General features: G+C 63.6%; 18 protein-coding genes. 3 read left to right on the plus strand and 15 right to left on the minus strand.

The window, feature by feature from the left end:
• Positions 1 to 9 precede the first annotated feature (9 nt).
• On the plus strand, positions 10 to 2,004 hold the full coding sequence (locus E2E30_RS03055) for a nuclease-related domain-containing DEAD/DEAH box helicase (RefSeq protein ID WP_133187131.1): 1,995 nt from the start codon (positions 10 to 12) through the stop codon (positions 2,002 to 2,004).
• Here the strand turns inward: E2E30_RS03055 and E2E30_RS03060 are convergent.
• From E2E30_RS03060 to E2E30_RS03085, 6 genes are all read right to left on the minus strand, one after another.
• Positions 2,001 to 4,022: a Druantia anti-phage system protein DruA gene (locus E2E30_RS03060; RefSeq protein ID WP_133187133.1), complete on the minus strand. Its 2,022-nt coding sequence runs from the start codon at positions 4,020 to 4,022 to the stop codon at positions 2,001 to 2,003. The genes E2E30_RS03055 and E2E30_RS03060 overlap by 4 nt on opposite strands.
• Positions 4,023 to 4,121: 99 nt before the next feature.
• Positions 4,122 to 5,678 carry an ATP-binding protein gene (locus tag E2E30_RS03065; protein WP_133187135.1) on the minus strand — a complete coding sequence of 519 codons (1,557 nt, stop codon included), beginning with the start codon at positions 5,676 to 5,678 and terminating at the stop codon, positions 4,122 to 4,124.
• 454 nt (positions 5,679 to 6,132) lie between these two features.
• Positions 6,133 to 6,378, minus strand: coding sequence for a hypothetical protein (locus E2E30_RS03070; RefSeq protein ID WP_165954440.1), 246 nt, complete (start codon positions 6,376 to 6,378; stop codon positions 6,133 to 6,135).
• 99 nt (positions 6,379 to 6,477) lie between these two features.
• On the minus strand, positions 6,478 to 7,017 hold the full coding sequence (locus E2E30_RS03075; RefSeq protein ID WP_133187139.1) for a hypothetical protein: 540 nt from the start codon (positions 7,015 to 7,017) through the stop codon (positions 6,478 to 6,480).
• A gap of 86 nt (positions 7,018 to 7,103) precedes the next feature.
• A complete protein-coding gene (locus E2E30_RS03080) occupies positions 7,104 to 7,970 on the minus strand; it encodes a hypothetical protein (RefSeq protein WP_133187141.1) in 867 nt (288 codons plus the stop codon).
• A gap of 56 nt (positions 7,971 to 8,026) precedes the next feature.
• Positions 8,027 to 8,713: a hypothetical protein gene (locus E2E30_RS03085; protein ID WP_240699016.1), complete on the minus strand. Its 687-nt coding sequence runs from the start codon at positions 8,711 to 8,713 to the stop codon at positions 8,027 to 8,029.
• 1,300 nt (positions 8,714 to 10,013) lie between these two features.
• Here E2E30_RS03085 and E2E30_RS03090 point away from each other — a divergent pair.
• Entirely contained in the window at positions 10,014 to 11,417 is a 1,404-nt protein-coding gene (locus E2E30_RS03090) for a hypothetical protein (protein WP_133187143.1), read from the plus strand.
• A 382-nt stretch (positions 11,418 to 11,799) separates the two neighbouring features.
• Here the strand turns inward: E2E30_RS03090 and E2E30_RS03095 are convergent, their stop codons facing one another.
• From E2E30_RS03095 to E2E30_RS03100, 3 genes are read right to left on the minus strand one after another with little or no spacing between them, the layout of a single operon-like run.
• Positions 11,800 to 14,973, minus strand: coding sequence for a C-terminal helicase domain-containing protein (locus E2E30_RS03095; protein WP_165954441.1), 3,174 nt, complete (start codon positions 14,971 to 14,973; stop codon positions 11,800 to 11,802).
• The gene (locus E2E30_RS20680; RefSeq protein ID WP_165954442.1) at positions 14,970 to 16,766 is read right to left on the minus strand and encodes a phospholipase D family protein; all 1,797 of its coding nucleotides are present in this window, start codon (positions 16,764 to 16,766) and stop codon (positions 14,970 to 14,972) included. The genes E2E30_RS03095 and E2E30_RS20680 overlap by 4 nt, the downstream gene beginning before the upstream one ends.
• The gene (locus E2E30_RS03100; protein ID WP_133187147.1) at positions 16,759 to 17,991 is read right to left on the minus strand and encodes a DUF6361 family protein; all 1,233 of its coding nucleotides are present in this window, start codon (positions 17,989 to 17,991) and stop codon (positions 16,759 to 16,761) included. Before E2E30_RS03100 ends, E2E30_RS20680 begins: the two co-directional genes overlap by 8 nt.
• Before the next feature lie 307 nt (positions 17,992 to 18,298).
• Between E2E30_RS03100 and E2E30_RS03105 the strand changes: the two genes are divergently transcribed.
• Positions 18,299 to 18,742, plus strand: coding sequence for a hypothetical protein (locus E2E30_RS03105; protein ID WP_165954443.1), 444 nt, complete (start codon positions 18,299 to 18,301; stop codon positions 18,740 to 18,742).
• Between the two features lie 339 nt (positions 18,743 to 19,081).
• On the opposite strand, the gene E2E30_RS03110 is transcribed toward E2E30_RS03105, so the two are convergent.
• The 6 genes from E2E30_RS03110 to E2E30_RS03135 form a co-directional block, all read right to left on the minus strand.
• A complete protein-coding gene (locus E2E30_RS03110; protein ID WP_133187151.1) occupies positions 19,082 to 19,744 on the minus strand; it encodes a hypothetical protein in 663 nt (220 codons plus the stop codon).
• A 94-nt stretch (positions 19,745 to 19,838) separates the two neighbouring features.
• Entirely contained in the window at positions 19,839 to 20,114 is a 276-nt protein-coding gene (locus tag E2E30_RS03115; RefSeq protein WP_133187153.1) for a hypothetical protein, read from the minus strand.
• Positions 20,115 to 21,128: 1,014 nt separating this feature from the next.
• A complete protein-coding gene (locus E2E30_RS03120; RefSeq protein ID WP_133187155.1) occupies positions 21,129 to 22,523 on the minus strand; it encodes a glycosyltransferase family 2 protein in 1,395 nt (464 codons plus the stop codon).
• Positions 22,520 to 22,864 carry a hypothetical protein gene (locus E2E30_RS03125; RefSeq protein WP_133187157.1) on the minus strand — a complete coding sequence of 115 codons (345 nt, stop codon included), beginning with the start codon at positions 22,862 to 22,864 and terminating at the stop codon, positions 22,520 to 22,522. The genes E2E30_RS03120 and E2E30_RS03125 overlap by 4 nt, the downstream gene beginning before the upstream one ends.
• A gap of 14 nt (positions 22,865 to 22,878) precedes the next feature.
• Positions 22,879 to 23,652 carry a YaiO family outer membrane beta-barrel protein gene (locus E2E30_RS03130; RefSeq protein ID WP_133187159.1) on the minus strand — a complete coding sequence of 258 codons (774 nt, stop codon included), beginning with the start codon at positions 23,650 to 23,652 and terminating at the stop codon, positions 22,879 to 22,881.
• Complete coding sequence (locus E2E30_RS03135; RefSeq protein WP_133187161.1) at positions 23,636 to 24,016, minus strand: response regulator; 381 nt, start codon at positions 24,014 to 24,016, stop codon at positions 23,636 to 23,638. Before E2E30_RS03135 ends, E2E30_RS03130 begins: the two co-directional genes overlap by 17 nt.
• Positions 24,017 to 24,040 lie beyond the last annotated feature (24 nt).

Below are 24,040 nucleotides of genomic sequence, written 5' to 3' on the forward strand. Positions count from 1 at the left end.
GATCTCGCGATGATTTTGATCACCGGCGTCACGGAGGGCGGCGAGCATGCGGCGGCGAAGCGCTTGGAAAGGCGCATGCTGGACCTGTGGCCTGACCTTGCGCAGAGCCAGGACGATGTCGTTCGCATCTTCGTGGGACTCAAGATGCATGGTCAGAAGATCGAGGATCTCGACCTGGTCGTGATCGGCTCCTTCGCCGAGACGCGCCCGTTCGATGTCGAGTTCAAGTTCTATCCGAGAGAGGGTGAGCCGTTCCAGCCCCGCTCCGCCAGGGTGCGGAACTTCGCCCTCGTGATCGAGGTCAAGTCGCACGACGCGACCGGCGTCCGCTTCGAGAACACGATCGCGTCGGTGCGCTATGTCCGGAACGGTCGCGAAACCTGGGAGAACGTGACGGAGAAGAACCGCAGCCAGATGTTCGAGTTCAAGCGTTGGCTCGACCGTTTCGGCCTCGACAACGTGCATGTTCGGAACCTGGTTCTCTTCACCGGTCTGAGGGAGCGGGATCTGCCCCGCCGCCCGCACAACTGCATCGCGAGCGACACCAGCTTCGAGAGGCTGCTAAACGTGCTTGGCCAGATGGCAAGTCCGAGAGGCGAGGACAGGCGGGTGACCCTATCGTATGGGTCGGACGAGGCGTTTCGGCGGATACTGGCTTCGGACTCTCCACTCTTCTCGATCCTGGAGCCGACGCCGCTAGACCGACGGCGCATGGATCTCATCGCCAAGACGGCTCTGCCCGACGCTTGGCTCGAGGACTTGGGCGAGCGACAGATATTGCTGAAGGGCCGCGGTGGTGTCGGCAAGACGGTGATCCTGCTGCAGATGGCCTATCGTGGCTACGACCAGTCTGGCCTTCGGTCGCTCGTCCTGACGTTCAACAAGGCGCTGGTCGCCGACATGCGTAGGACGATGGCGCTGCTTGGCGTTCCGCGTGGTGTCGAGAAGGGAGGGGTTGCGATCGAGACGGTTCACGGCTTCATCGGCAGGCTGATGATGAAGCTCGGCGTCATCGATTCCTATGACTGCTTCCTCGAGGACTACGAGGCGCACAAGGAGACCCTCCTTTCCTACCTGTCCAGTGGGACCGTCACCCAGGATGATCTCGCCTCGATCATGCAGGTAGATGCTACGAACTTCGATTGGGATCTGGTGTTTGTCGACGAAGGACAGGACTGGCCGAGTGACGAGATCGCGATACTGAACGCGCTCTACGGCGCAAACCGCCTCGTCGTCTCGGACGGTGTCGACCAGTACGTCCGTGATGCGGTTGCGGATTGGTCATCGGGTCTGCCGAAGGGTGATTTCAAGGCCCGTCGATTGCGCAAGTGCCTCCGGATGAAAGCCAATCTCGCGGTGTTCGTCGCCGATCTCGCGCTGACGCTTGGCTTGAACGACTGGGATCTTGATCCGAATCCGGAAGCAGCTGGCGGGCGGGTGATCGTGGTCGAAGGGGATCTCGCCGCTCGGCCGGATTGGGTTGCGAGCCTCGTCGACGAGGCCAGGGCTCTTGGGAATTTCCCCGTGGACCTGCTGGCGTGCGTCCCGCCCGGACGGACGGTCAGGACCTCAGACGGTCCGATGAATGAGGCGGCAGCCGCATTCATGGAGAACGGCGGTACAGTCTGGGATGGCACCTTGCGGGACGTGCGGGAACACTATCCTACGAACCGGGAGGATCTGCGGTTCGTCCAGTACGATTCATGCCGCGGACTGGAAGGCTGGACGACGGTCAACTATCGCCTCGACGAGTTGTGGGAATACAAGTCCCGCCAGTGGTTCGCTGAGGGACATGAGACAGACCCGCTGGTCGAGACGCGGGAGGAGGCGGCAGCCCGTCATGCAGCGCGATGGATCATGATCCCTCTGACCAGAGCTATCGACACACTGGTGATCAATGTCGGCTCCGACCCGAGCCCTTTCAGGGACGCCCTTCGGGAGGTTGCCGAACGGCGGGACGACATCGTCCAGTGGGTCCGGTTCGCCAAACCTGTGACCGATTAGCTATCGATAGCTTGGAGAAGGTCAGTCGCGGCTTCGGCTCTGAGACTTCGTTGAACGCTCGCCGGGCCGAGAAATCTCAGTGAGGCGAGCGTCTCGTCGCGTGCGATGCGGCTGGTCAGCCATCGTCTGCGCCAGGCCGCACCGATCGCTTGGGCACCGACCGCTTCGAAGTCGTCGGATTCCATGCCTAGCAGTGAGGTCCGGGAGCCTTCGCCCAGCTCGCAGGCGTAGAACAGGCGAGGCGTCGCATGATGGAGGATGGTGTCGCTGTCCACGCCCAGCGCGTCCAGGCCTTCGCGGATCTGCCTGAGCCGAGGGCTCGTACCCTCGCCGAACCGGTTGTTGACGCGCCTTGAATCGTGGCGGCTCTGCGCCATTTGGCGCAGAGCCTGTGCCGTCTCGGCGCCAAGGTGGAGAGTGCCGAACCCCCCCGTCTTGCTCTTGCCGATAGAATCCCATTTGAGGTCATGGGCGATGTCGGGATGTTCGGCTGCGCGTAGGATGAGCCGATTGTACTGACTTGAACCCACGCCGTAGAGGCTCGTCGTCGTCAACACGCGCAGATCGGCAGGCTTGGTGACCGCGCGTCCGGCCATCTGGGAAGCGATGACGCTGACCTGTCCGCTGTAGCGTTCGGAATAGTGGTCGCGGACCTCCTTGGAGGCAAGCAGCAGAGCGACGAGCTTGCCGCCAATGATCTCGTTATAGGGGTGAACTGCACCGCAGATGCTGACATCGGCGACCCGGCTGGATAGGCCGGCCTTGCGAAACTCGGTCAGCACGATGTCGATCGCGCGCTGGCCGCTCCGCGCAGCCAGCAACTGATCGAGCGCCTCCTCCGGCCTTGTCCCGAGTGATGCCGCACGGAACATCTGCTTCGCGAACAGCAACTGAGCGAGCAGTTCCGAGCGCTTCCTGAGAAACAGCAGGTCCTCGGATGCTTCGCGCCAGTCCGCATCGGAACTAGCGTCCTTCAGGCCACCTCGCATCGGCCGGACCCTGCCGCTCGCCTCGAGATTGGCCTCGTAGTGCGCGCGCAGTTCGAGATCGCGCGCGAAGGCGGCGCCGGAGGCCTTCTGCTCGAGGCGCAGAACCGTGGTTTCGACTGGCGACGCGATTTCCTCTGCCGATGCGAGATCATCCCAGCGGAGCGCGGTGATGGAAGCCTGCAGCCGCTCGATCAAGGCGTCGGCGAGAGCGGCTGGCTGCCAGGCACCGGATCGCAGGCGGATCTCCATCGATTCGCGCAGCCATCCGATCCAATTGTCGCGGACCGTGACCCGCATGACCGGGCTGGCGAGCATAGCAATGCCTATGATTGGGCGGTTAGGTCGTGCCGCGTTGCGCACGAGGACGAGAAGTTGGCGACCGGGTATTGGGCGGTATTCGTGCGCCCAAGTATGACGGAAGTATCGCCAGATGTCGTTGAGGAGGAAACCGGTGTCGTTGCACCGTTTGCCGGCTTGGCAGACTTCAACAACAGGATCGACGATCTGCGCGAGGGCCGCGTCACGTTCATCCGTCGGCAGGTCATTGATTGCCGCGAAGGCGTCGGCGAGTTGGGCTCCGCTATCGACGAGATCCAGCACGGAACCTCGTACGCCAGGCGAACGGGCGGCCCGCCGCTCCATGCGACGGAGGAACGCCGCTACCGACGGCTCCCCCAACTGCCGACCACGCGCGGTCTGCATGGCCTGCCGAACGCGGAGCTTCACGTCATCTACCGACTGGTGCCCGGTGCGCACGATGCCGGGCGGCTCGAACATGATCCTGTCGTCCGCGACTTCGACGTTCCAGCCCTGTTCGAAGAGATCGGCGACCAGCAGACAGACTGCTCTCAGCTTTCCGCTGTCCCCGTCATCGATGTAGCTTCGCGCCAGCGTGCGGAGGCCTTCGGCGAAGGTGGGCGGAGTTGGTCCGACGAAGGTGAGGAGTTCGTGAAGCTCTCGTCGCTCGCCGGGGGCGAGAAATGGAGAGAACCTCCTGGAACGGTTCGGGCCGTCGTTGCTTTCGATCATTCGTGCCCCCTTCCATGAACCCCAGCCCTTGGCGGGGACCATGCCAACAGACCGGGGCCCGCACCAGCCCTGATGTGTTCGCCGGTATCGCTTCCTCAGCTAATCGTTTTTAGTGGCGAAGCCCGCCGACGTCAGGAACGAAGGATCCAGCGTCGCCATCCACTCGCCCATTAGCGATCGGTATTCTGCTGCGAACGCCGCCCCTTGGCCCGTCGCTCGCGTCTCGATCGCGTTGATCAGCAAGGCAAGCGCCTCGCCCGCTTTCGATGTCGTTGCTAGCCGATGCAACGAGGGGATCGACGATGACACCATCGAGGTTGGTGCGGCACTGTCGTCGCCGGTGGATCCTGAGGTGTCGACCAGATTCCGCCGGTCTTCTCGCGATTGAAGGACCTTAGCGTTCCGATGGCGCTCGGCTTTCGCCGAGCGGACCTTGGCGCGCAGATGCTCGATGGCCTTGTGCATGCCAGCCTCACGCAGTCGATCCCAGACGATTGACGAGACCGAGACCTGTTGCTTCGAGGTCGTCACTCCGAACAATTCATCGAGCGACGCGGAAAACTCGATCTCGATACGGATGTACCGATCGTTGTTGATGAACGTCGTCCAAGGCGTCCGCACCATGCGATCGACGATCCGTCCATTCCTGCTGAACACGATCCCGTGGTAGTCCTTCAAGATCGAGAACCTAGCGTTCGCGTTCAGTCCGATCGCGTCCCTGGCTTTATCGATCGCGCCGAAGCTCGGTGGAAGCCAAGCATAGCGTAAAGTCATCTCGCCCGTTAGTTTTTCGCTGTCGTTGACCCCGACCGTGATCGTGATCGTGATCGTGATCGGCTCCAACGCGTTGGCACGATCCTCGTCCAATGCGTACAGGTCGCTCCCCTCGGTAAGGAAAAGCGGATCGATCGGGCGCACCTGTTCCCCGTCCACATGGATAGCGGTGTGGTGCAGCAACTTGTGGTAGGTGACCCCGAAGTGGCGGAGGAGGTTACCCTTCAAGCCCTTCGCGGTCGTCCAGTCCAATCGGTCGAGTTTTTCGATCAGCACGATCGTTCCCGATGCCCACCCTTCCGGATGCGTCATGTCGAGATGAGTTTGCAGGAACGCCGGAAGGCGCGAATGCCGCGGTGGAGGCAGAGCGATGTCGCCATCCTCGTCCAGGTAGAGGCCAGAGTCCAGGTCATCCAGATCGAGCGTCGCGGCGTTGATGCGACCGCCACTGATTCGTGAATAGATCGTGAAGCGACGGCCCACGCTTACCGTTGCGCAAGGGAGCCCGTACCCATAGCGGCCAAGGCCCGTTCGGTCGTTCTCCCGGTGGGTCCCACCCCACATCATAGCTAGCCTCAACATGCTCGCCGGCATGCCATGCCCATCGTCGACGATCGCCAGTTGCTGGGGCTTCTTCGTGCTGGCGCGCTCGTAGCCGAAAACCACATCCACTCTTTCAGAGTAGGCTTGGATCGAGTTATCGATGAGTTCGGCGATAGCCTCGATGTTGCTTCGGTAGCCGATGTGACGGATGCCGCGAACGAAGGCTTCGGGCACTGTTAGGCCGAGCTTCCCCCGCTTTGATTTGAGCTTCGCATATCCGCGCTGGGACGTTATAATCGAGGCAGCGACGTCCGCGCGGCGACGTTTTACCTGTGGCATGAATAATTTTCTCCAATACTATATTCCAATATTATTCATTCGCTATGAATACTTTTGGAGGCCGACTAATGTTCGCATTAAACAATCATTAAATGATGCGACACCTTGATCGCCGAGGTGCAGCGACCGTCATCGGCCGATCGCACAGTGACTTCGGAGGGGAAGCGTCACGCGACCTCAAGTCTTCCCATGGCGGTCAAAAGAGCCAACTCAGTCCAGGATTGGTTTGGTTCGGGCTCGGAGAAATGTGAACGGTACCGGGCAGCGCCGCCCGGAGCGAAGGTCTCGACACGTTTTTGTCAGTCCCGAGGATTGGTCCACCTGTCCAAGTGGCACTCCACTCCTCGCCGCCGGGCGGCTTCGCGATCACACTGCGGAGATCGATAGACGCAGTGGACACTCACCGGCGGACACAGTCGCTACTGGGCAAAAACATTGTAGAGCAATTTCGGGGTCACCGCTCTAGGGCCACCTCGATACGTTCTAGGACGCTTATCAATCCGGTGGACTGGCGTTCGTACAGGTTCATTCCCGTTGCCATTGAGTCTGTAAGTCCTTCGTGGTTCTTCGAGACTTCGGCCTTCAAATCCTCAAGGTAGCCTGACGTGTCGGCCAACTGATCCCGGATCGCCCGCAGGACGTCCAGCATGTGAGTCTCAAATTCGGTCATCATCAATCCTTTATCGGGAGGCATCGTCACATTGGTATCGTTGGGTCCTTTCTGACCCGTTACTGGAAGCCTTTGATCGTGTTGTCGGTTTGCCCTGTTCCGCTGGCGATCCTCCGTCAGCAGGCTTCATCAAGCTGCCCGCAATAAGTCATCCATCGACACCGCACCCGAAACCCCTTGACCGGCGGGCACGAGCACCGACCCGGTCAGCTCGATGCCCTGCACCGCCATCGCGGTGTGTTGCCAACGCCGCATGGCGCGCACGATGCCCGCCGCGATCTTGGCTTTGGACGGCTTTGGTGCTGCCGTGAGCACATTGCGAGGGCCGACGAACCAACGGTGGCGGTCGGTCAGGAGCTCGAGCGCCGCGTCTTCGCTGGCCGCATAGAGCCGCGCACTGGGATGCCATTCGACGCTGACGGTATCGCGGATCGCGAGCGAAATCTCGACGGGGCCGTCCATGATAGCCTTGTCGAAAGCAATATAGACGATGTCTCGCCCGATTTCCGACGAGATCGCGCAGACGTCGAGGGCCTCAAGCAGGCTTTTTCGGCCGCCCGAGCTGAACGCGACAGTGTGGTTGGCGGGTGCGAACTCCGGATATTGCATCTCGATGCGCAGGGCGTGCGACCATGATTGCATGAAGCGCGCGGACTGTTGAACGGTCATGATGATTCCTTTGGTTGAACGGGCGTCGGCCCGCGTTCGGTCTTCTTTTTCCCACCCTTCGCAGGGCGCACTTTCACCCGCCTCGATCAGTCACTGAGATGCGGCGCGATCGCCGCCATCTTTCCCGCTTCGTGCGCGAAGGCGGCGCGGGCAGCGTCTTCGCCGAACCTCGCCCAATCTGCAGCGTAAGGACGGTGCGAGCAGGTGGCGGCGATGAAGCTGGCCAGACGGTGCTTCATCTCGAACGCCGACTCGCCGTCGCCGCCCAATTGCCGCCAGAGCATAAGGATCATGGAGGTCGTCCACACGTCGCCCTCGCAAACGGCACGGACCGAACTCCATTTACCCAGTCCCATCAGGCGGCTGACGAGGTCCGGCCGGCAGGTCAGCTTGACCGGGATCCGAAGCCTCGAGGCGACTTCGGCAAGGTGCGGAGGATTGGCGCCTCCAGCGACTTCGCTCATCAGGTCGGTGTGCCTTGACGCATCGCGCCGCCACGGCGACCGCAACCCGGCAAGCGCTGGGGGAAGCCGCAACCCGTGGGTCATGGCGCCGAGCAAAATCTGCGGGATGTCGGTATGAAAACCGCCCCAGGTTACGAGTTCGATGCGCTCGCCAAGCTGCGCCATGTCGGCGAAGAAAGCTGTGAGGATGCCGCGTTCGTCTTGTTCCGGAAGTCCGCGGGTTTCCAAGCGTATGGGCCTGAGGCCGTCCTCGCAATCGATCATTACGAGCCATGAAAGGGTGACCAGTTGATGGCAAGGCCACCGCGGGGTCACCCGCGGATCATTCCTCGCCTCGCGCGGCGATTGGCTGATGGGATCGGACGGCACGAAGCGTTCGGCCGCCTGGTAGCGGGCGTGTGCTGCCTCGTCATAGCGAAACTCGCCGTCAAGCACGACAACGGTGCGCGGCCCATTTGTCTTCCACAGGCGGCTTGGGTCGATCTTCATAAAATGGTCCTTCGAAATAGCAGGCGTGCCTGCAGGGGGGTGGGGGCGGTGGGCGATCAACGAGGCGCGGGGGTGCCGTTGCCTGCGCGACGGGCAGCATCCCAGTGGGCGAAGGCCCGGATGGCATTTTGGGCAGGATGTTGGTCATCGTCGAAGTCACCAAAATCCTGTGCCCATCGACGCCAACCGGCGATCGCTTCATCGATGAGCTGACGCTCGGTCAGAGTTGGATCCGGCAGCAGGACCGACGGAAGGTTTGGCTGACAGTCGGTGATGGACGAGCCGGTGGGGCACAGGCAGGGCATCGTGTTTGCCGGAGCCTGACGCAGATGCCAGGTATGGCTTCGCGGTAGTGCCCGCCATCGTCCGGCCACGTCGCTCGCGGCGGCCCGGACACGAGGATGGCGCGCCGGATCGGCCAGGGCGATCAGCCGCGGCGGCACCGGACCCCAGTTGCTCCAGCTGACGACAGCCCCGGGCGCGGATAGCTGCATCTCAAGCCAGTCGAGCAGCTGATCCGGCGTTTCGTTTTCAGCCAGCGCCTTCGCCTCGGCGGCGAAAGTATAGTGGTCGCCGTTGTTGCCAACCGACAGCAGGCCGATGCCCGTCATGATACGAGAGTCAGGCTGGAAACCCATCGCGTAGCATGACCCGATCGTGCGGACGGCGATCGCAACGCAGTTGGGGTCGAAGCCGCGTGCTTCGATAGTGAAGTCGATGCAGGACACGGGGATTCCTTTCATAAATTGCCGGCTCTTTCAGCCAGCTTATGTTGATGGGTTTGAGAGTGACTTGTGGGCCGAGCGCAGATTAGGCGAGCTATTGAGGCGAAGGCCGAGCCGCATCCCGTGGGTAGGTTGAAGAGTTGACGAGAACCGAGAATCTTATGACTCTCCTTTTCCTTTCCCCTCGACTCTTCGCTTCCAATTCTGGAGTTGTACGCTTATGGCCTATTCCAGACTGTGACCCGGTCACGACCATCAAGGTGATGCCCGGGAATGTCTTCGGTCACGGGAGCGGCGCACCGCAGTAGCTGTACGCGGGGCTCCAAGGGCGGGCCGGCTGCACCTGAACCGTCAGGCGTAGTTGCAGGCGCCCAGGGTCTTTCACCGCTCGGTCTTCACGAAATCGCGAAAAAATCCTAAGAGGGAAGGATGAACTGCACGCGGTATGAGTTGGATGATGGACGGGTGTGCCGCGATCCGCGCCGCCGCGTCATGAGAGGCGTACGATGACGCTTATCCTCCACATGATACTGCGGTTACTCGCGTCCGTGTGCGCGTTAATGGAGCGGTTGTACTCGGTGACGGTGCACGTACCGTCGGCAGCACCAATCATGCCGCGGGCCTTCGTCAACCATCCTCCGGCCGCATGGGCGGCGCCCTAGCTCTCGTTGATCAACCCGAAATCAGATCAACGAGGAAGTAACATGGCTACGAATGAAAACGCACCCGCCGGCGCGGGTGCTGTCCGGTGCTCGAACACGACCGAACCCACGCAGCGCGCTGAACGCGCAGAGTTAGGAGGGACCGGATCTCGCTCTCCCGGGAGGGGCCGAGTAATTGTCTTCGCGGATGCCTTGGGCGCAGGATCGGGTTCACCAGGCAACCCTCCGGTCGAGCCGTCGTACGGCAAAAAAACCCGCCCGCAAGATGCGAGCGGCTCGACGGAGTCGAGCCGAAGGGCACGGCGCAGCCGGTTCTCCCGCGCTAGCGCTGGTCCGCGCGAGCGGACCAAATTCGGCCGCAGGTCGATCCAACCCCGTAGGGGCGCAGACAAACTGTGGACCCCACAGATTGTCGGTATTGCGCCTAATTCCCTGCTTTTCCATTCAAACGTCAAAAAAGGGGCAATCTTGTCGGTGGTGACAAAAGGCGTTCTTGCGTCATGCGGTCTGGCAATTATGACGTCGCCCTCCGCCAAGTCCAAGATGACAAAATTATGTAAATCGTCAGCGGATGTCATTTCCTTAATCCGGCACTGTCAGATCGTGATGAGACATACGACGTCGTTGTCATCGACCGTCCGTCGGGGAGATTTCTGATGTCGAGCGAAAGCGACTTCAAGGCGCAATTAATCGCGAGCGTCATGGTCAAGCTTCATGGAATCCAGCAAAACGCGAAGGATTTAGTTGAAGCGCTTTATCTGGAAGCGCTCGGCGGAAGCCGAAAGGCCAAGGATACGCTTGCCAATCCATGGAATAGTTCTGTCCCACCCTCTCGACGCAAGCAAGAAATAGAGACCCAGTTGGACTACGTGCGGGGCATCCTGGAAAAGCACGGGCCCATTTTCTTTGCTGCCGCTCTCGAGGAGATGCGGTTGGAGAAGCAGCGCGAATACCAGCGAGATCGAGAAAAAGGCGCCGGGCCCATCGACGTCAAGGACGGCTTGGCGTTGCTCGACCCCGGCTACGCTCGCATCATCAACATACTCCGCGATCAGGCGAGAGTATCAAACCGTGACGCTGAGAGGGCATCGGTGGAGACGATCATCCAAGCGGGTCGTGTGATCAAAAGGCAAACTGAGGACCGATGGTGCGATCATGTTGTATCCGTCCGCGAGCTATCGCAGGCGCGCGTCTTGCAGCACGTGAGCGTCCCGGTGGGTTGGTCGTTGGCGACGGGGAAGGTCTGGTACACCGAGCGCGCAGGTGATTATTGGCATCATGATCCTGTCACGAATACACTGCGTGCGGAACCGGCCCCCGATCCGTACTTCGACTCGGAAAGGTGTCAGACGATCCTGCCTACACCGCTCAACATTGATCCGCCGGGCCTCCCTCGGGCCTGGACGCCCGACAGTGCCGCCGAAATGCACTCCGTGCTTTGGGATGCGTTGCCGGACGAGCCATTCTATCGATCGTTCATAAGAAAGATCGAAGACGACGAGAGCATCGCGCTCTATTCGGAATGTGCATTGCCGGATGATGAGGAACCAACGCCGCCCTTCGCGAGTGTGGAAGCCATGATCCGTTTCGACGACGAATTCCGCGCCGCTTACAAGAGAGCGGATCGGCGGTTCCGAGTACTGAATGGCTATCATGCCGACCTAGACGGTATGACGTTCGAAGAACTATTTCGTTCGGACCGGAAGCGAGACCAGGAACTTCTTGAATGGGCGTTCCCGGTGGGAGGGAAGGTTCTATCTAACACCGCACTTTGGGATGCATGGAAACCATGGGGCATCCTGCTAGCCTCCCTCAAGGACTATTTGGACATTCAGGAAGTTGGAGAGCGTGGCTGCCTCGTTTTCGCTTGGGCGTATTTTTTGAAGGGAAGGCTTGCCCAGACAGAGGACGAGCTTCCCGTTTTTATACGGGAGGCGATGTTCGACTGGATGCTGCTGCCGGTTCCATCAGTGCTCACACCGGCCGTCCGTGTTCTCGTGCCGCGCGACAAGCTATTACTGCAGCCGGTGCCTCATCAACAAGAAAGTCAAAAAACGTAGCTCGTACGCGATCATGGGGTTCTCGGCCATCACGAGGCTGTCGCACAACGCGTCGGCGACTTGATGAAATCTCGTAAAGTTGCGCCGCGGACTTATAAATAGGCGGCCTGCTTACGCCTAAGCTGGACGGCTTACGAGAACCGCCTTGCTGGACCAGACAGTCGGATGAATACGGCGCTGCGACGGCTGCCGACCAGCTCAAGACATTCAGCGTCGTTGATGTGAGCGTCGGCTTTTGCTGAAACCCGCCATTCGGGTCGCAAACCGGCTGGTCGGCTTTGCGCCGTAATCCCGGCCGTTCGCAGGGCTTAACGCACACCCTGAAAGCAGACGCTCGTCAGGTCAGGTAGTTTGACAAGAGGGGTTTAGGCGGGACGCGACCTCAGACCTTCGTAACGCGGGCGGGCGGTGGATGGAGGTCTATCTTCCACTCGGCCGACTGTGCCGCGGTGACGCCATTGCGCTCCAGCGCCTCTAGGAGGTCGTCCGCTCTCGGCAGACCCAGCGCCAGGCGGTAGGTCGCTAGCCCGGCGCGGAGACGCGGCCACGCCTCCTCTTCGCGGCTGTAGCGGAGGAACGGCACTATCCGCCGGATGCGTACGGCCTGCGGGTCCGGCTCGAAGAGCCAGCATGGGGACAGCTCGTTCTCGGTGTCCATCAGGGCGGCTAAGTCGAACAGCGCCTGCCACGGGTCGCCCACGGCACCGACCGCCACCAGGCCGCCTAGGCCGATCGCGGACGCGACGTTGAGGCGCACCGCGTGGCCCTTGTAGCGGTGAACGCGGCCCTCCCGCTGCTCCAGCTCGACCGGCGACCTCGGCAGGTTCCAGTGGACGACCGCGTGGCACCAGGGATGGAAGTCGAGGCCCTCCTGGCCGACGGCGGTGGACGCGAGGACGAAGGGGCGGAACGGCGAGTTGAACGCGCCCCGCACGACGTCGAGGCGGCTGACCTCGCCATCAGGCTCCTTGACCTCCGCGAACCTGGCACCGTGCCGGCACCGCAGGCGCACCAGGTCGCGGTCCTCCGAACCGGCAGCGCGGCGGCGTCCGAGGCCGCGCACTTCGATCGAGGCGCGGCGGAGGGTCAGCGCCGTGTGCACCGCCTTCGCCGCCATCTGTAGCTTCTCGGCGTCGGTGCCGTCGAACATGGCAAGCCCGTCGGCCTCGAAGTGCAGGTGCTCGTCGAGAACCGCCTGGATGTTGCCGGCGAGGCAGTAGTCGAGAACCTGGTCCCAGAACACGCGCTTGCGCCCGGGCTGTTCGAGCTGGACCGCCGCCGCCGCCTCGCTCTGGTTGAACAGGCTCTGGAAGCCCCGCGCGACGTGGAAGGCCGAACGCCGCAGCTGCGACTCCGTCACCGGACCCGACGCGGTGCGCCTGAGCGCGCGGTATGCGGATGCTCCGGGCGCGGCGACGGCGGTCTTGGCGATCACTTGGGCTAGGTCTCGCGGCCGCCGTCCGAGCGAGCCGGGATCCTCAACGATCGCCAATATCGCGGCGCGCACGCGATCGAGGTCGGGCGGCGTCGTCTCGCCGAACGCGAGGAACGGATCATCCTCCGCCAGCCACCGATGGTTGGACGGCGCCCCTTCGAGGAGCAGCGGCGCGGCCCAGTACCACCGCTCGTCCACCCTTCCGGTGGAGGGGCTCGGAGGAAGCCGCCTCAGCGCGGATCGGACGTGCGCCGCGGCGGCGCGCAGCACAGTGGCGGGCTCCGCCGGTCTGCCCGCCTCAATCGCATGGGGTAGGGGGTCGCCCCAGTCCGCCATGCGCTGGCCCGAGAGCAGGAGCAGGAGCGGCAGCATGGCGAGCGTCGGCTCGTCGGCCCCCTGGTTGGCGCGTCCGAGCCGGAGCATGCTCCCGAGGTCGCCGAAGCGCTTGTGGCGCAGGCCCTGTCCGCCGTCGGCGCGGCGCGTGCGCTTGGCGTGGGAGGCGCGCAGCCCGGCGTCCAGCCTCTGCTCGACGACGTAGGAGGTGAGCGCCGCTATGGCGTCGGGAGCGAGCCGCCATTCGGTGAAGACGAGGCGCTTGAGGTCGTTTGGCGATCGCCCGTACTCGCCGCCGGGCTGCAGGTAGGGGAGCGACGGCGGCGTCCACAGGAGGCGCTCGGACCCGGCCGGCATCGAGTCGTCCACAAGGTCGCGCAGGCGGGCGGACGGGGCGGCGAGGGGGTCGAGGCGCCGGAGCGCCGGCCTGTCCAGCACGAGCCGGCCATTCCGCGCCTGCCTGCCGACGAACGGGCGGTCGCCCTCGGGGGCGTCGTTCACCGACGTGCGGAACTGGTAGTCGCGCATGAAGTCGAGGAGGAAGGGCGCAGACTTCCAATACTCGACCGGATCGCGAACCTTCAGCCGGCGCGCGATACGCCGCGCCGACACCGCGCCGGCGAGATCGCCCTCTTCGGGATCGAGGGCGCGCGCCTCCTCGCGAACCATGGCGTTGGGGTTCGAGGCGGTGCCGGTGCGCTCGGTCCGGCACATGATGGGACGCAGGATCGCGCGCGCGTCGTTGCGCGCTGCAACGATCGCCTCCACCTCAGGAGGGTTGGACCGCAGGGCCTGCGTGTAGCGGTCGAGCGCCTCCGCGAGGTCCACGGCGGTCGGCTCGTCCGCCAGGAAGCGCACGAGCGCGACGAAGTCGGCGTACGGCGTCTGGCCGGGGATGGTCTCGGCGCCGGGTATCCGGTAGGGGGTTGCGGACAGCAGCAGCACGCGCCGGTCCGGAACCTCGCGGCTGAGTAGGCTGTCCACCAGCCTGACCGCGATGTCAGTCTCGATCCTGCGCGTGTCGAACAGGGGTGCGAACCGCTGGAACTCGTCGACGATGACGAGGCCGTTGCTGGCCATCGCCTGGGCGCTGTGGATGGCCAGGTGCCGCCGAAGCCGCCCGACTACCTCGTCGCGCCTTCTCTTTAGACCGCGTTCGAGCCGCTCGTCCTCGGGTGCCTCCAGTATGTCCCGTCCGACCCGCCGGACGTCCTCCAGCAAGTCGGCGTCCGCGCGCACCGCCTCGCGGAAAGCGTTGACGACGCGCGGGTCGAGCGTCGTGGCGGCCATTCTCGCCGTCTCGCGCTCCCAACTCCATTCCGAGACCTGTCGGATGACGGCGTCGAAGCGATCGCCGCGCAGGGTCCTGCGGAGGCAGGCGTGGATCAGCGCGCGCTCGCGCACTGTGCCCGACCTGCCCGACACCTTGAACGAGGTGTCGGGCGTCAGCGCGAAATACCGGACGCCCCCGGGCGTCGCCGGCTCGAGCGCCAGCATGGTGAGTCGCGTCGCCTTGCGCGCGCCCCCGTGGCCTCGGACCTTCAGCCGCTTCAGGTTCTGGCTGGCCACCGGCTGGCTGGAGCAGAGGTAGACGATGTCGACGCTCTCGCCAGGCCGCCTGCGCAGCGCTTCGGCCAGTACCTCCCGGGCGACGACAGTCTTGCCCAGGCCGACCTCGTCCGCGACGAGGAAGCGGCGCGCGGGATCGGCATCGTCCCAGAATCGCCGGATGACGTAGTCGATCGTCCGCTCCTGGAAGCGGGTGGGCTCGCTGCGGCTTGCGGTCACTTTGTCGCGGCCCCTTCCAGGATCGCCACCCACAGTGCGCGGAACGCGGCCGACGTCACCGTAAGCAGCTCCGCCTCGCTGAAGGCGGAGAGAGTGTGTTCGACCGAACGCAGCCGGGCGGGCTCGTCGGCAGCGCACCGAACGAGCAGCTCGAGGATGCCGGAGCGGCCCGCTGGACCCCATTGGGCGGGACCGCCGCCGTCGCCTGGCAAGCCGGGCGTCGTCTCGAGCGCGTCGGAGTCGCCGAGGAGGACGCGCAGGAACAGGGTGAGGCTGCGGTCGTCGGGCAGGAGCGAGCGGAGCGCGGCGTGGCGGCGCTCCTCCTCCGCGACGCCGCGCACCTCGAGGTTAAGGGTGAACGCGATGGGGCCATCCGGGCCGTCCGCCTCGAAGAACACGAAGCCCGTGATCTCCGACAGGTCGAGCGTGCCGGGAAGCCGCGCGGGCTCCCCGCGCGCCAGTTCCGAAGCGCACGCGGCGGCGCGGATCGATGCTAGCGTGACCGGCCGGAAGCGGAGCTCCGGCAGCAGGGTGCCGATGTCGGGATGTGGAGTGACGGGCACGAGGTTGACGTGCCAACCATCCGCTGCGGCCCTGCACTGGAGATGCAGCCCTGCATTCAGCAGGTAGGAGCGCGCAGGCCGGTCGTCGAAGGGAGGCGCGATCCGCTCTGCGCCGGGCTCGGGGGCGAAGTCCTCGAGCACGGAACCGAGATGCCCCCGCTCGAGCAGCCCCTCGACGCCCGCGTCCCCCATCGCCTTCGTGCAGTCCAGGCTGACCATGAACTCGACGTTCCTGCCCAACACCGCCGCGGCCGTCGCGTTCATCGAGCCGATGGCCATGCGGATGCGACCTCGGGCCTCCCAGATCAGGATCTTCGCGTGCAGCTGAGGGCTGCGGCCGCCCGCTGTGACGGCCTCGCCGGCGGTGCCGTCGCCCCCGTTGTCGGGCGGCGACAGGACGAGCGTCCGGGCGAAGCGGCCGTCGAGCGATGGCCAGCACGCCTCGATGGCGTCCTTGCGCGAGACGATGAGCGGCGTCTGCTTCGTTGTCTCCGCCAGCCTGTCGATCGCCTTGGCCGACAGGAACGGGGAGATGATGGCGAGCCGATCGCTCGCGGGCTGCGACCAGCCCGCGCCGGGTGCGCCGCCGACCAGATGGAACGCCGGGCGCCCGACCTCGGGCGGCAGCTTCCAGCGCACGCTCTCCACCTCGCCGGCGAGTTCCTCCAGAAGAGAGACGCGATCGCGGGGGAGGGGGTTGATGCAGAGACCGGGCAGCAGCCTGAGCAGGTCTCCGAGGTCATTGCGCTCGCGCTTGGCGAACGCGGCGCCGCCTTCGAGCACCACGCCCGCGTCCCAGGAGCGGTCGCCGGTGAGGTTGCGGCTCATGACGGCGACGCGAAGTAGGGTCCGCGACGCGTCCTCGCGGCGGAAGCGCATGATCCAGACCTTGGGGTGGAAGCTGCCGCCGTTGGGGGCGGCGACCTGATGGACCATCCCCTCCGCCTCGATGATCGAGGGCGGGACGAGCTCCGCGGGATGGATGGCGCCGCCTTGGCAGAAAACCATGGTGCGCGAGACGACGCGCCGCAGCGCGGCGAGGTCGGCGGCGCTGAAGGTGCCGGCCTTGCGCATACGGCCGTCCGCGCCGTCGGCGAGCATGGCCGCCGGTAGCGATAGCACTGTGTCAAGCGACGCCGAGTAGGTGGTGGCGACCAAGCAGTCGAGCTCCATCCCGCCGGGCGCGCGCAGGATGTCGTAGAGCGAGGAGCGGCGCTGGGGCTCAAGCACTGGGCTTGGCCGCCAGGTCGTTCAGGCAGCTGCGCGCCCGGAACCAGCGGAAGTCCATCATCTGACTGCCGGAGTCCCCCTTCCACCGCTCGCGCTGCTTGGAGAATCGGATGCGCGACGTGCCGCCCCCGGCCTTGAGGTAGACCTCGCGGTCGCCTACGAGCGCGAGCGCCCCGGCGTGATCCAGCAGGTCGGCGCCGCACGGCGCGAGTTCGGTCCAGCGACGCACGAAGCCGAGCGTGCGCTCGTCGACCCGATGGCGGGTGAGCGCCCCGAGGCGGGGGATCTCGGGCAGACGTCGCGCAAGGAGGTCGACGTCGGCCGCCCCGAGGGCCCCGGCCCAGTCCGTGAACGCCTTCGAGTGCTGCGCCACGAGCCTCGTCGCGTCCGGCGTGGGGGGAAGCAGCCGCGCAACGCATACGTTGTAGAGGATCGCGGCGCCGTGCATCACGCGCGCGAAGGCGGCGGCGAGCATAACCATGTCGCGAACCTCGGGCTTCAGGGTCCCGACCCGCGGGTGGTCCCACAGCCAGGCAGCCCGAGTCGCGCGGCGGTGGCGCGAGAAGGTGCCAAACAGGTTGTAGCGGTGGCCGAGCCGGTCGCCGTCGATGCAGGCCGCCGAGAGTCTGGAGCGCAGGAAGTCCCGCTCCTCTTGGGTGAGGGCGAAGTCGAGGTCGTCGATATTTGGGAAGCCTTCGGGCGGATCGGGCCTGTCGGCATCGAAGCCGAGGTCAACCGCGGGCTTCCGTCCCTCGTCGAGCAGGTTGCTTTCCCTTGCCGCCCGGCGGGAGACGGCAACCTGGCGCGCCCATCGCGACCGACCTCCGCGGATCCGCCGCATGCCTAGGACAGCCAGCCCGTTCCAGTATATCTCGCTCGGCATGCGCTCGAGGGCCTCCTGGCTGAGGATGCCGATGACGCCGCGCCCTTCGCCGAGGTGCTTCAGGGATCCGATGAGCGTTTCCTCGTTGGCCCGCAGGCGTGCGACGATCCTGTCGGCCTCGCCCTGCGACGCGGCGAGCTCGCAGCACCACTGGACGAACAGGAAGTAGCGGACGCGCTGCTGGATCGTCGAGATGCCGGGGAAGAACAGGTCCGCGAAGCTGTCCCTGATCGTCCCGAGGCCGAGTTCGTCACGCGCATCGTTACCTTTTGCGGCGCCGAGCGCGCGCAGGATCGCCTCCTCGCGGTCGCCGTCGTGGTCAATCCATCCGAGGAAGTTCAACCGGCGGCTCCGTGCTCGTCGCGGAAGCGACTCGTCGCGCGGCGGGACCGCGCGACCCCCAACGCTGCATCGAAACGCGTCTCTATGGACGAACCGCCTTCCGCCTCGTACGCGGGATGCGTCCGTGTCCCTTTCTGCATACGTACTCCCACTTTCGAGGTCGCCTAGCTGTCTAGCGAACCGCGCCGTCATCAGCCTTGGTACGCCGCGTCTGCGTCGAAAGCGACCTCTCCATCAGCGGACCGAGCGAACAGACAGTATCGGGTCCGGTGTGGCCGGCGATCCGCGCCCTTCAAACGAGAACAGTTTGGACGGGCTGCCCGGAATTACCGAGATCCGTCTGCTCGACCTCGATCAGCCGATCAGGACGTTAGACATCAACGTCGTTCCGTGGCGAGACGGCGATGGCGACGCTGCGCCGCGCGCCGCACCTGTCTTTTCGAGCCCGCGTCGCTTCGCCCGCACTATGGCGGGCAACAGTAGGGCGCCGGTTGAGATCGGCAACTGGGTGCTCGATGGGGATGCAGACCGGCAGGACTATGCGTTCGTGCTTTGGCGCGAGATTGCGGCCGACGCCCTCCGCCGCTCGCTCGTTAACGAGATTTACGACGTGCACGAGTCGACCCGGGTGGTGTTGGCCGGCTCGCCGACCCGCCGCCTGCGTCTCGGCGTGGCGCAGGCGACCGCCTCGACGTTCGCGGAACTGAGTGAGGCGGCGCGGTGGGTGTTCGCCAGCGCGGGGCGCGGTTAGGCCGTCGCGGCGCAGAAGACGACCCCTTCGTACAGTCGGTCGCTGAAAGTTACCTGTCCGGAATCGGCCCAGCTTCAGTCGTAACACGACGTTGCTCGGACAAGCGCTGAACGTCAGCCTCTGACAAGAGCAGACGTTCAACCTGGGGCATGCGAACGACGGGTTTGTCCCAAGAGCTTCCGGCGGGAGCCGACCAGATGCAGTCATTTCGCAAATAACCACTGAACGGCCGGTTGCGACAAAGCCAGTCTTTCGTCTGGCACTAGCAGGTTTTATGCGGTGCGCCATCTGTTGTGGCTCCGCAAAACATTTTTCTAGATGCCGAAAGCAACTTAATATCTAAATGAAAGTAGTAATATCGGCGCGGGCACGGGCTAAGACATCGTCCCACCAAGCGTCGATGTCTGCATCGCCAGCTTCCCCTTGGGCCTTCAAACGCTTTGTCGGTCGTTGCAGTGCCTCGGTCTGCAACGGATCCGCTCCAGGTAACAGCGCCATCCCTGCCACCTCCGCTTCGCACCATAATGCCACCGCAGCTTGCGTCGCGTGAGCTTCCCGTTCGAGTACAGCGTCATAATATCCGTCAAAATAGTCGCGCGGCGTAGATTTAGCGCATGGATGAAATTTGTTCTGATGGGCAACAAGCTCCTGATAGCTAGTAGCGTCATTTAGCTCTTGGCGCTCGTGCACCAACTCGTGCGCAATTGCGGAGGTAAGGAGCACGATCACAGCATCCGGCGCCGGACGGCTTGCCCTCCTGAGAGCATCCCAACCGAAGCGGGGGACCGACAACTTGATCGCGGAGTTGGCTCTATAGGCGGAAAGGTCTTCCAAGCGCCCCGCCGCTCGCTGGAGGGTAATCGGCCGGTTATCGATAAGTGGCTTCAGTGCGAAATCACGAGTCTCGTCGAGATTAGGACCATTGACTAAACAATCAGCCTCGATCGCTCGTGCGATGCTGAGAATATCCGGCAACTCTGTTTTACAGATAAGTCCCATCATTACTTCGTTCGAAGCCAAAGGCGAGATAGACGATTAAGTCCCACGCAGCTTTGTGAAGAGTAAATTCTAGCGATGATATGACAGGACGCAATCGTCACCGTTTAAAACCGACAAACGTACGCCGAGCTTCACGCAACGCCTCAATGAAGGCGAGCACGTCAGGAACTTGCAAGTCGAGGTTCCATTTGGAATTCTCTCGCAATGCTCGTCCATTGAGATCATAGCTGATGTCAAAATCCTTGAAGGTCGCGTCCTTATATCGACCGACGATGCACCGCTCCGCTGGGCCGTCGAGGACGACCTTATGGATAACCACGGTACCACCCTCAGTCTCGAATTCTTTCTTGGGATTGATTTGCCGTTCTTCCAATTGCCACCCCTGGAATCCATGTATGTCCCACAGCGTCCGTCTTATCGCTTCGCCGTCCAGAGCGCCATGCCTGCCGCTAGTGCCGTGACAGCGCGAGCGCGTGCGGGAACGGGCGCCTCAGCGCGCGTTGAAATGACAGTTGGAAATACCTTTATGCGGCGTCAGCCGTTCTTCGACACTGAAAAATTGCTGGGCCACTAGCTGAATGTGTGATGTTCTTCAGATGTCTGCTTCTTTCGAAAGCCGACCTTCGCTGCTAACCCCGTCGGCGGCAACTTCGTCCCAAAAAACGTCGATCGGCGGGGCGCTCGCCGGCGAGCGCTGCCCTGGTGGTCAGGTTTGAGAGCATTCTGCCAAAGTACGGGCCTTCCCGAAGCCGAAACTAAGACCGCCACGGGTGCGCTAATTTCGTGTGGCCGAGCATGAGTTGAAAGAAGCTCAATCCGGAGCTTTGAGATGTTCGACGTTTGCGAGTCGACGGTGCCTTTGCGGCTTTTGCGCCACCTATTTCTGGATGGGTTGCATGGGACGGGTCCATGCGCATAATGGCGCCGGAGCCGTCGGATTTACCTCGGGGCACAGGGCGCAGAGTGGTCACACTCAATCCCCTGCCGCCCCAGCCAATTTCCTGTTGCAGATACGGGGAACGGCAGAAAACCGTAGTTCTAGTCAGCAAAACGCTCGGCTGGGCCGGCACTGTATCAAGACGCGGTATCAGGGAACCGTTGCAGAGCCCCTATGCCGTTGCCAACCAACACCTAGCGTCGCGGTGCCGACCCTTGGTGGCCTCGGACGCCAGGGTCGCGCCCCTGACGCCCAGATAACCGCTGCTGTTCCGCAGCACGGCAGTCGGCAACGTTGACGCCCGCTGTCTTTCGCCGCCTATCGGACGATCCGATCGTGGCGCGGCTTCGTAGGACTCTCACAGGCCAGTGCATCGACCTGGCGACCACCCGATCGCACCACGCGGATCCAGACTCCTACTCGCGCCGAGACTGAACCGCATTCGCTTCGTCATGTCGCAAATGGCGCCCGTGTCATCTGGCCCCATCCGCGGTGTTTGCGGAGGTGATCCCAGCAGCCGTGAAGGCGCCACAGGTTACTGATCTGGCGATACCCGAAATTCTCGATGAACGCCGCGCCAAGCAATTGGAGCGAGGCGGAGCGGTCGCTGAAGCGACGAATTTCGACCTCCTCGAGCGCAATTGCCGCCGCGCTCAGCAGGAAACCAAACGCGGATACGACGGCGAACAGCGCGAAGAAGATGCTCCAGGAAATCGCCCCCAGTACCGCGAGAACAAAGGCTGCGAGATAACCGGCGACCTCCAATGCGGGGCCGAGCACGTCGATCAATGCCATCGAGCCCAGGCCGAGCCACCCAGCATTTCCGTAGCGCGGGTTTATGATCATCTGACGGTGCAGGCTGATCGTTTCCAGCGCGCCACGTTGCCACCGACGCCGTTGCGTACTCAAATCCCGAAGCCGTGTCGGCGCTTGCGTCCAGCACACCGGCTCCGGGACGAAGCGAATGAGCGCCGGCCGTTTTTCGTCTCGCCCAATCCGGTGAAGCCGGACGATGAGTTCGGCATCCTCGCCGACGGTGTCGGTGCGGTAGCCACCGGCTGCCAGCACGCGTTCGCGGTCGAACACTCCGAACGCTCCCGAAACGATCATCAGAGCACCAAGCCTGCTCCAGGCATAGCGCGCGATGAGGAAGGCGCGCAGATATTCGACCGTCTGGATCAGGGGAAGAAGCTGCCTCGGCAATTCGGCATGCAGCACGTGTCCCTTGCGCATCGGACAGCCGTTGCCGACGCGGACGGTTCCCGCCACGGCTACGGTCCGGCTGTCGTCCAGAAACGGACGGACCGCGCGTAACAGAGCGTCGGGCTCCAGCACGGAATCGACATCGATCGCACAAAATAATTTGCTGGTGGCAATAGAGATGCCAGCATTGAGCGCATCCCCTTTGCCGCCGTTTGCTTTGTCGATGACGGTCAGACCATAGACGTCGGAGACGAAGACAGCCCGGATGAGGGGGTGCGTCGGCACCTGGTCGACACGGCGATGAAGATCGAACGCGTCGAGCAACACTTCCAGCGTGGCGTCGGTCGAGCCGTCATTGACGACGATCACGTCATAATCGCGATAGTGCTGGCGCAGCAGCGCCCGGACCGAGTCAACCACGGTCTGCACCTCGTTGAAAGCCGGCGCGATGATCGACACGGTGGGCAGATCGGCATCCTGCTTGCGCGCGAGCCGAGTCGAATCGCGCTCGCTGGTCCGCTCGAAAAAGCCGGTCGCTGCCACGAGCAGCAGGAAGGCGTACAGCGCGGCGTGAACCATCCCGCTGATCAAAACGGCCCAGGCGACGCACTCCGCCCAAAAGATCAGGCTTGGCTCGGTCATGATGGCGCTCCTTGACGATCCGGGGCGTTCCGCTGCGCGTCGCCCATCCAGCGCGTGAAAATTTGTTCGAGGCGTTTGCGATCAGGTCCGTCGATGACGTCACCCAGGTCGCGCGCGGCGTTGATCCATCCCAGACGCTCCTTCTGGGACGGCCGCGGTGGAAGGGTGCCCGCGTCTGTGAGCCCACCCATCAACAAGGCTATCCGGACGGCGGCGACATCGGCGGCGTTTCGGCGTCGGGCGTCGCCAATGCGGCGGCCGATGATCGAGACCGTAACGAACACGAGGCCGAGCAGAATCAGAAAACCTGCCCAGTTCCAGAGTACCGAGCTCACGATCATGGTATCTCTCCCTATCAAAATGCTTGTGTGATGCCGATCGAGACCGTCACTCGGTCCGGACCGATTGCGCGATTCTCACCGGCGAGTGTCAGTCGGAAACTGCGGCGTCGGGCACCGGAGACGATCAGGCCGAGCGCTGCGCTCCGTACGATTTCCGTTCGGCCGCGTTCGGTTTCCGGTGCGATGCCGAGCCACGCGCGGGCGGCCAGGCGGCGGTTGAGGTCGAACCCGGCCTGGCCGCGGGCACCGAAGCGCCACCGCGCGTCGGGCGCGTCCACGGCGATCGCGTCGATCCCGATAAAGGCATTGCGCGACGCAAAATATCGCATCGCGCCGGGCATCAGCGTGATGACCGTTCCCTGCCCGTAGCGCGCGATCCCCGCGCCGAACCGTAGCAAGTCGGTGTGCGCAGCGGTACGACTGACGCGTTGTGAGAGCCCGGCATCGACCCGCCAGTCTGGCAAGAACCGGTTACCGGTGCCGATCGCAAAGCCACCATACAGGTCGAGCGCATCGTCGATCCGGTGCTCATGGCGCGCGCCGATCAGATATTCGCTCCGGCCGAAGCGGCGCGCGCGCTGAATCTGCGCCGCAGTGACAGTTTCGGGGCCGACCCGCCCGAGCGAGATCGCGAAGTCAGACCACTGAGTGTCGCGCCCGGGGAGGATCGATACGCCCGCGTCGAGATCGGCCTGCCACGACGCGGGCTCTCGCGCGGCTGCGGGGGTCGCGCCCGCGGCCATCAGGACAGCCGCAAGCAAAAGACCGTGATCAGGCTGCCGCCGCATGACGCGTGTCCAGGCTGAGGAACACTTGCCTGAGCAGGTTCTCCAAGTTCACCGGCTTGGAAAGGCAGGCAGCCAGACCTGCCCGGGCGATCCTGACTCGATCGCGGATCGCGCCCGGCTGGAACAGCATGATCTTGGGCAATTGTCCGAAGCCGCGTGTGTTGAGCGCGTCCAGCCACTCCATCGAGGTCATGTCGGCGAGCCGCGCGTCCGCGATGACCAGATCGGGTCGCGTCCATTGCAGCGCGCGCAGGCACGAATCACCGTCGGGTGTCATGACGATGGTATGCCCGTGCGCACTGAGCCGTTGGCACAGAACAGTGCTCACCAACGGGTCATTTTCAGAAATATGAATCAGGCTCATGGCAAATCCCCTCTGAAAAGCATT

It is taken from the genome of Sphingomonas sp. AAP5 (assembly GCF_004354345.1).
GTDB classification, from domain to species: domain Bacteria; phylum Pseudomonadota; class Alphaproteobacteria; order Sphingomonadales; family Sphingomonadaceae; genus Sphingomonas; species Sphingomonas glacialis.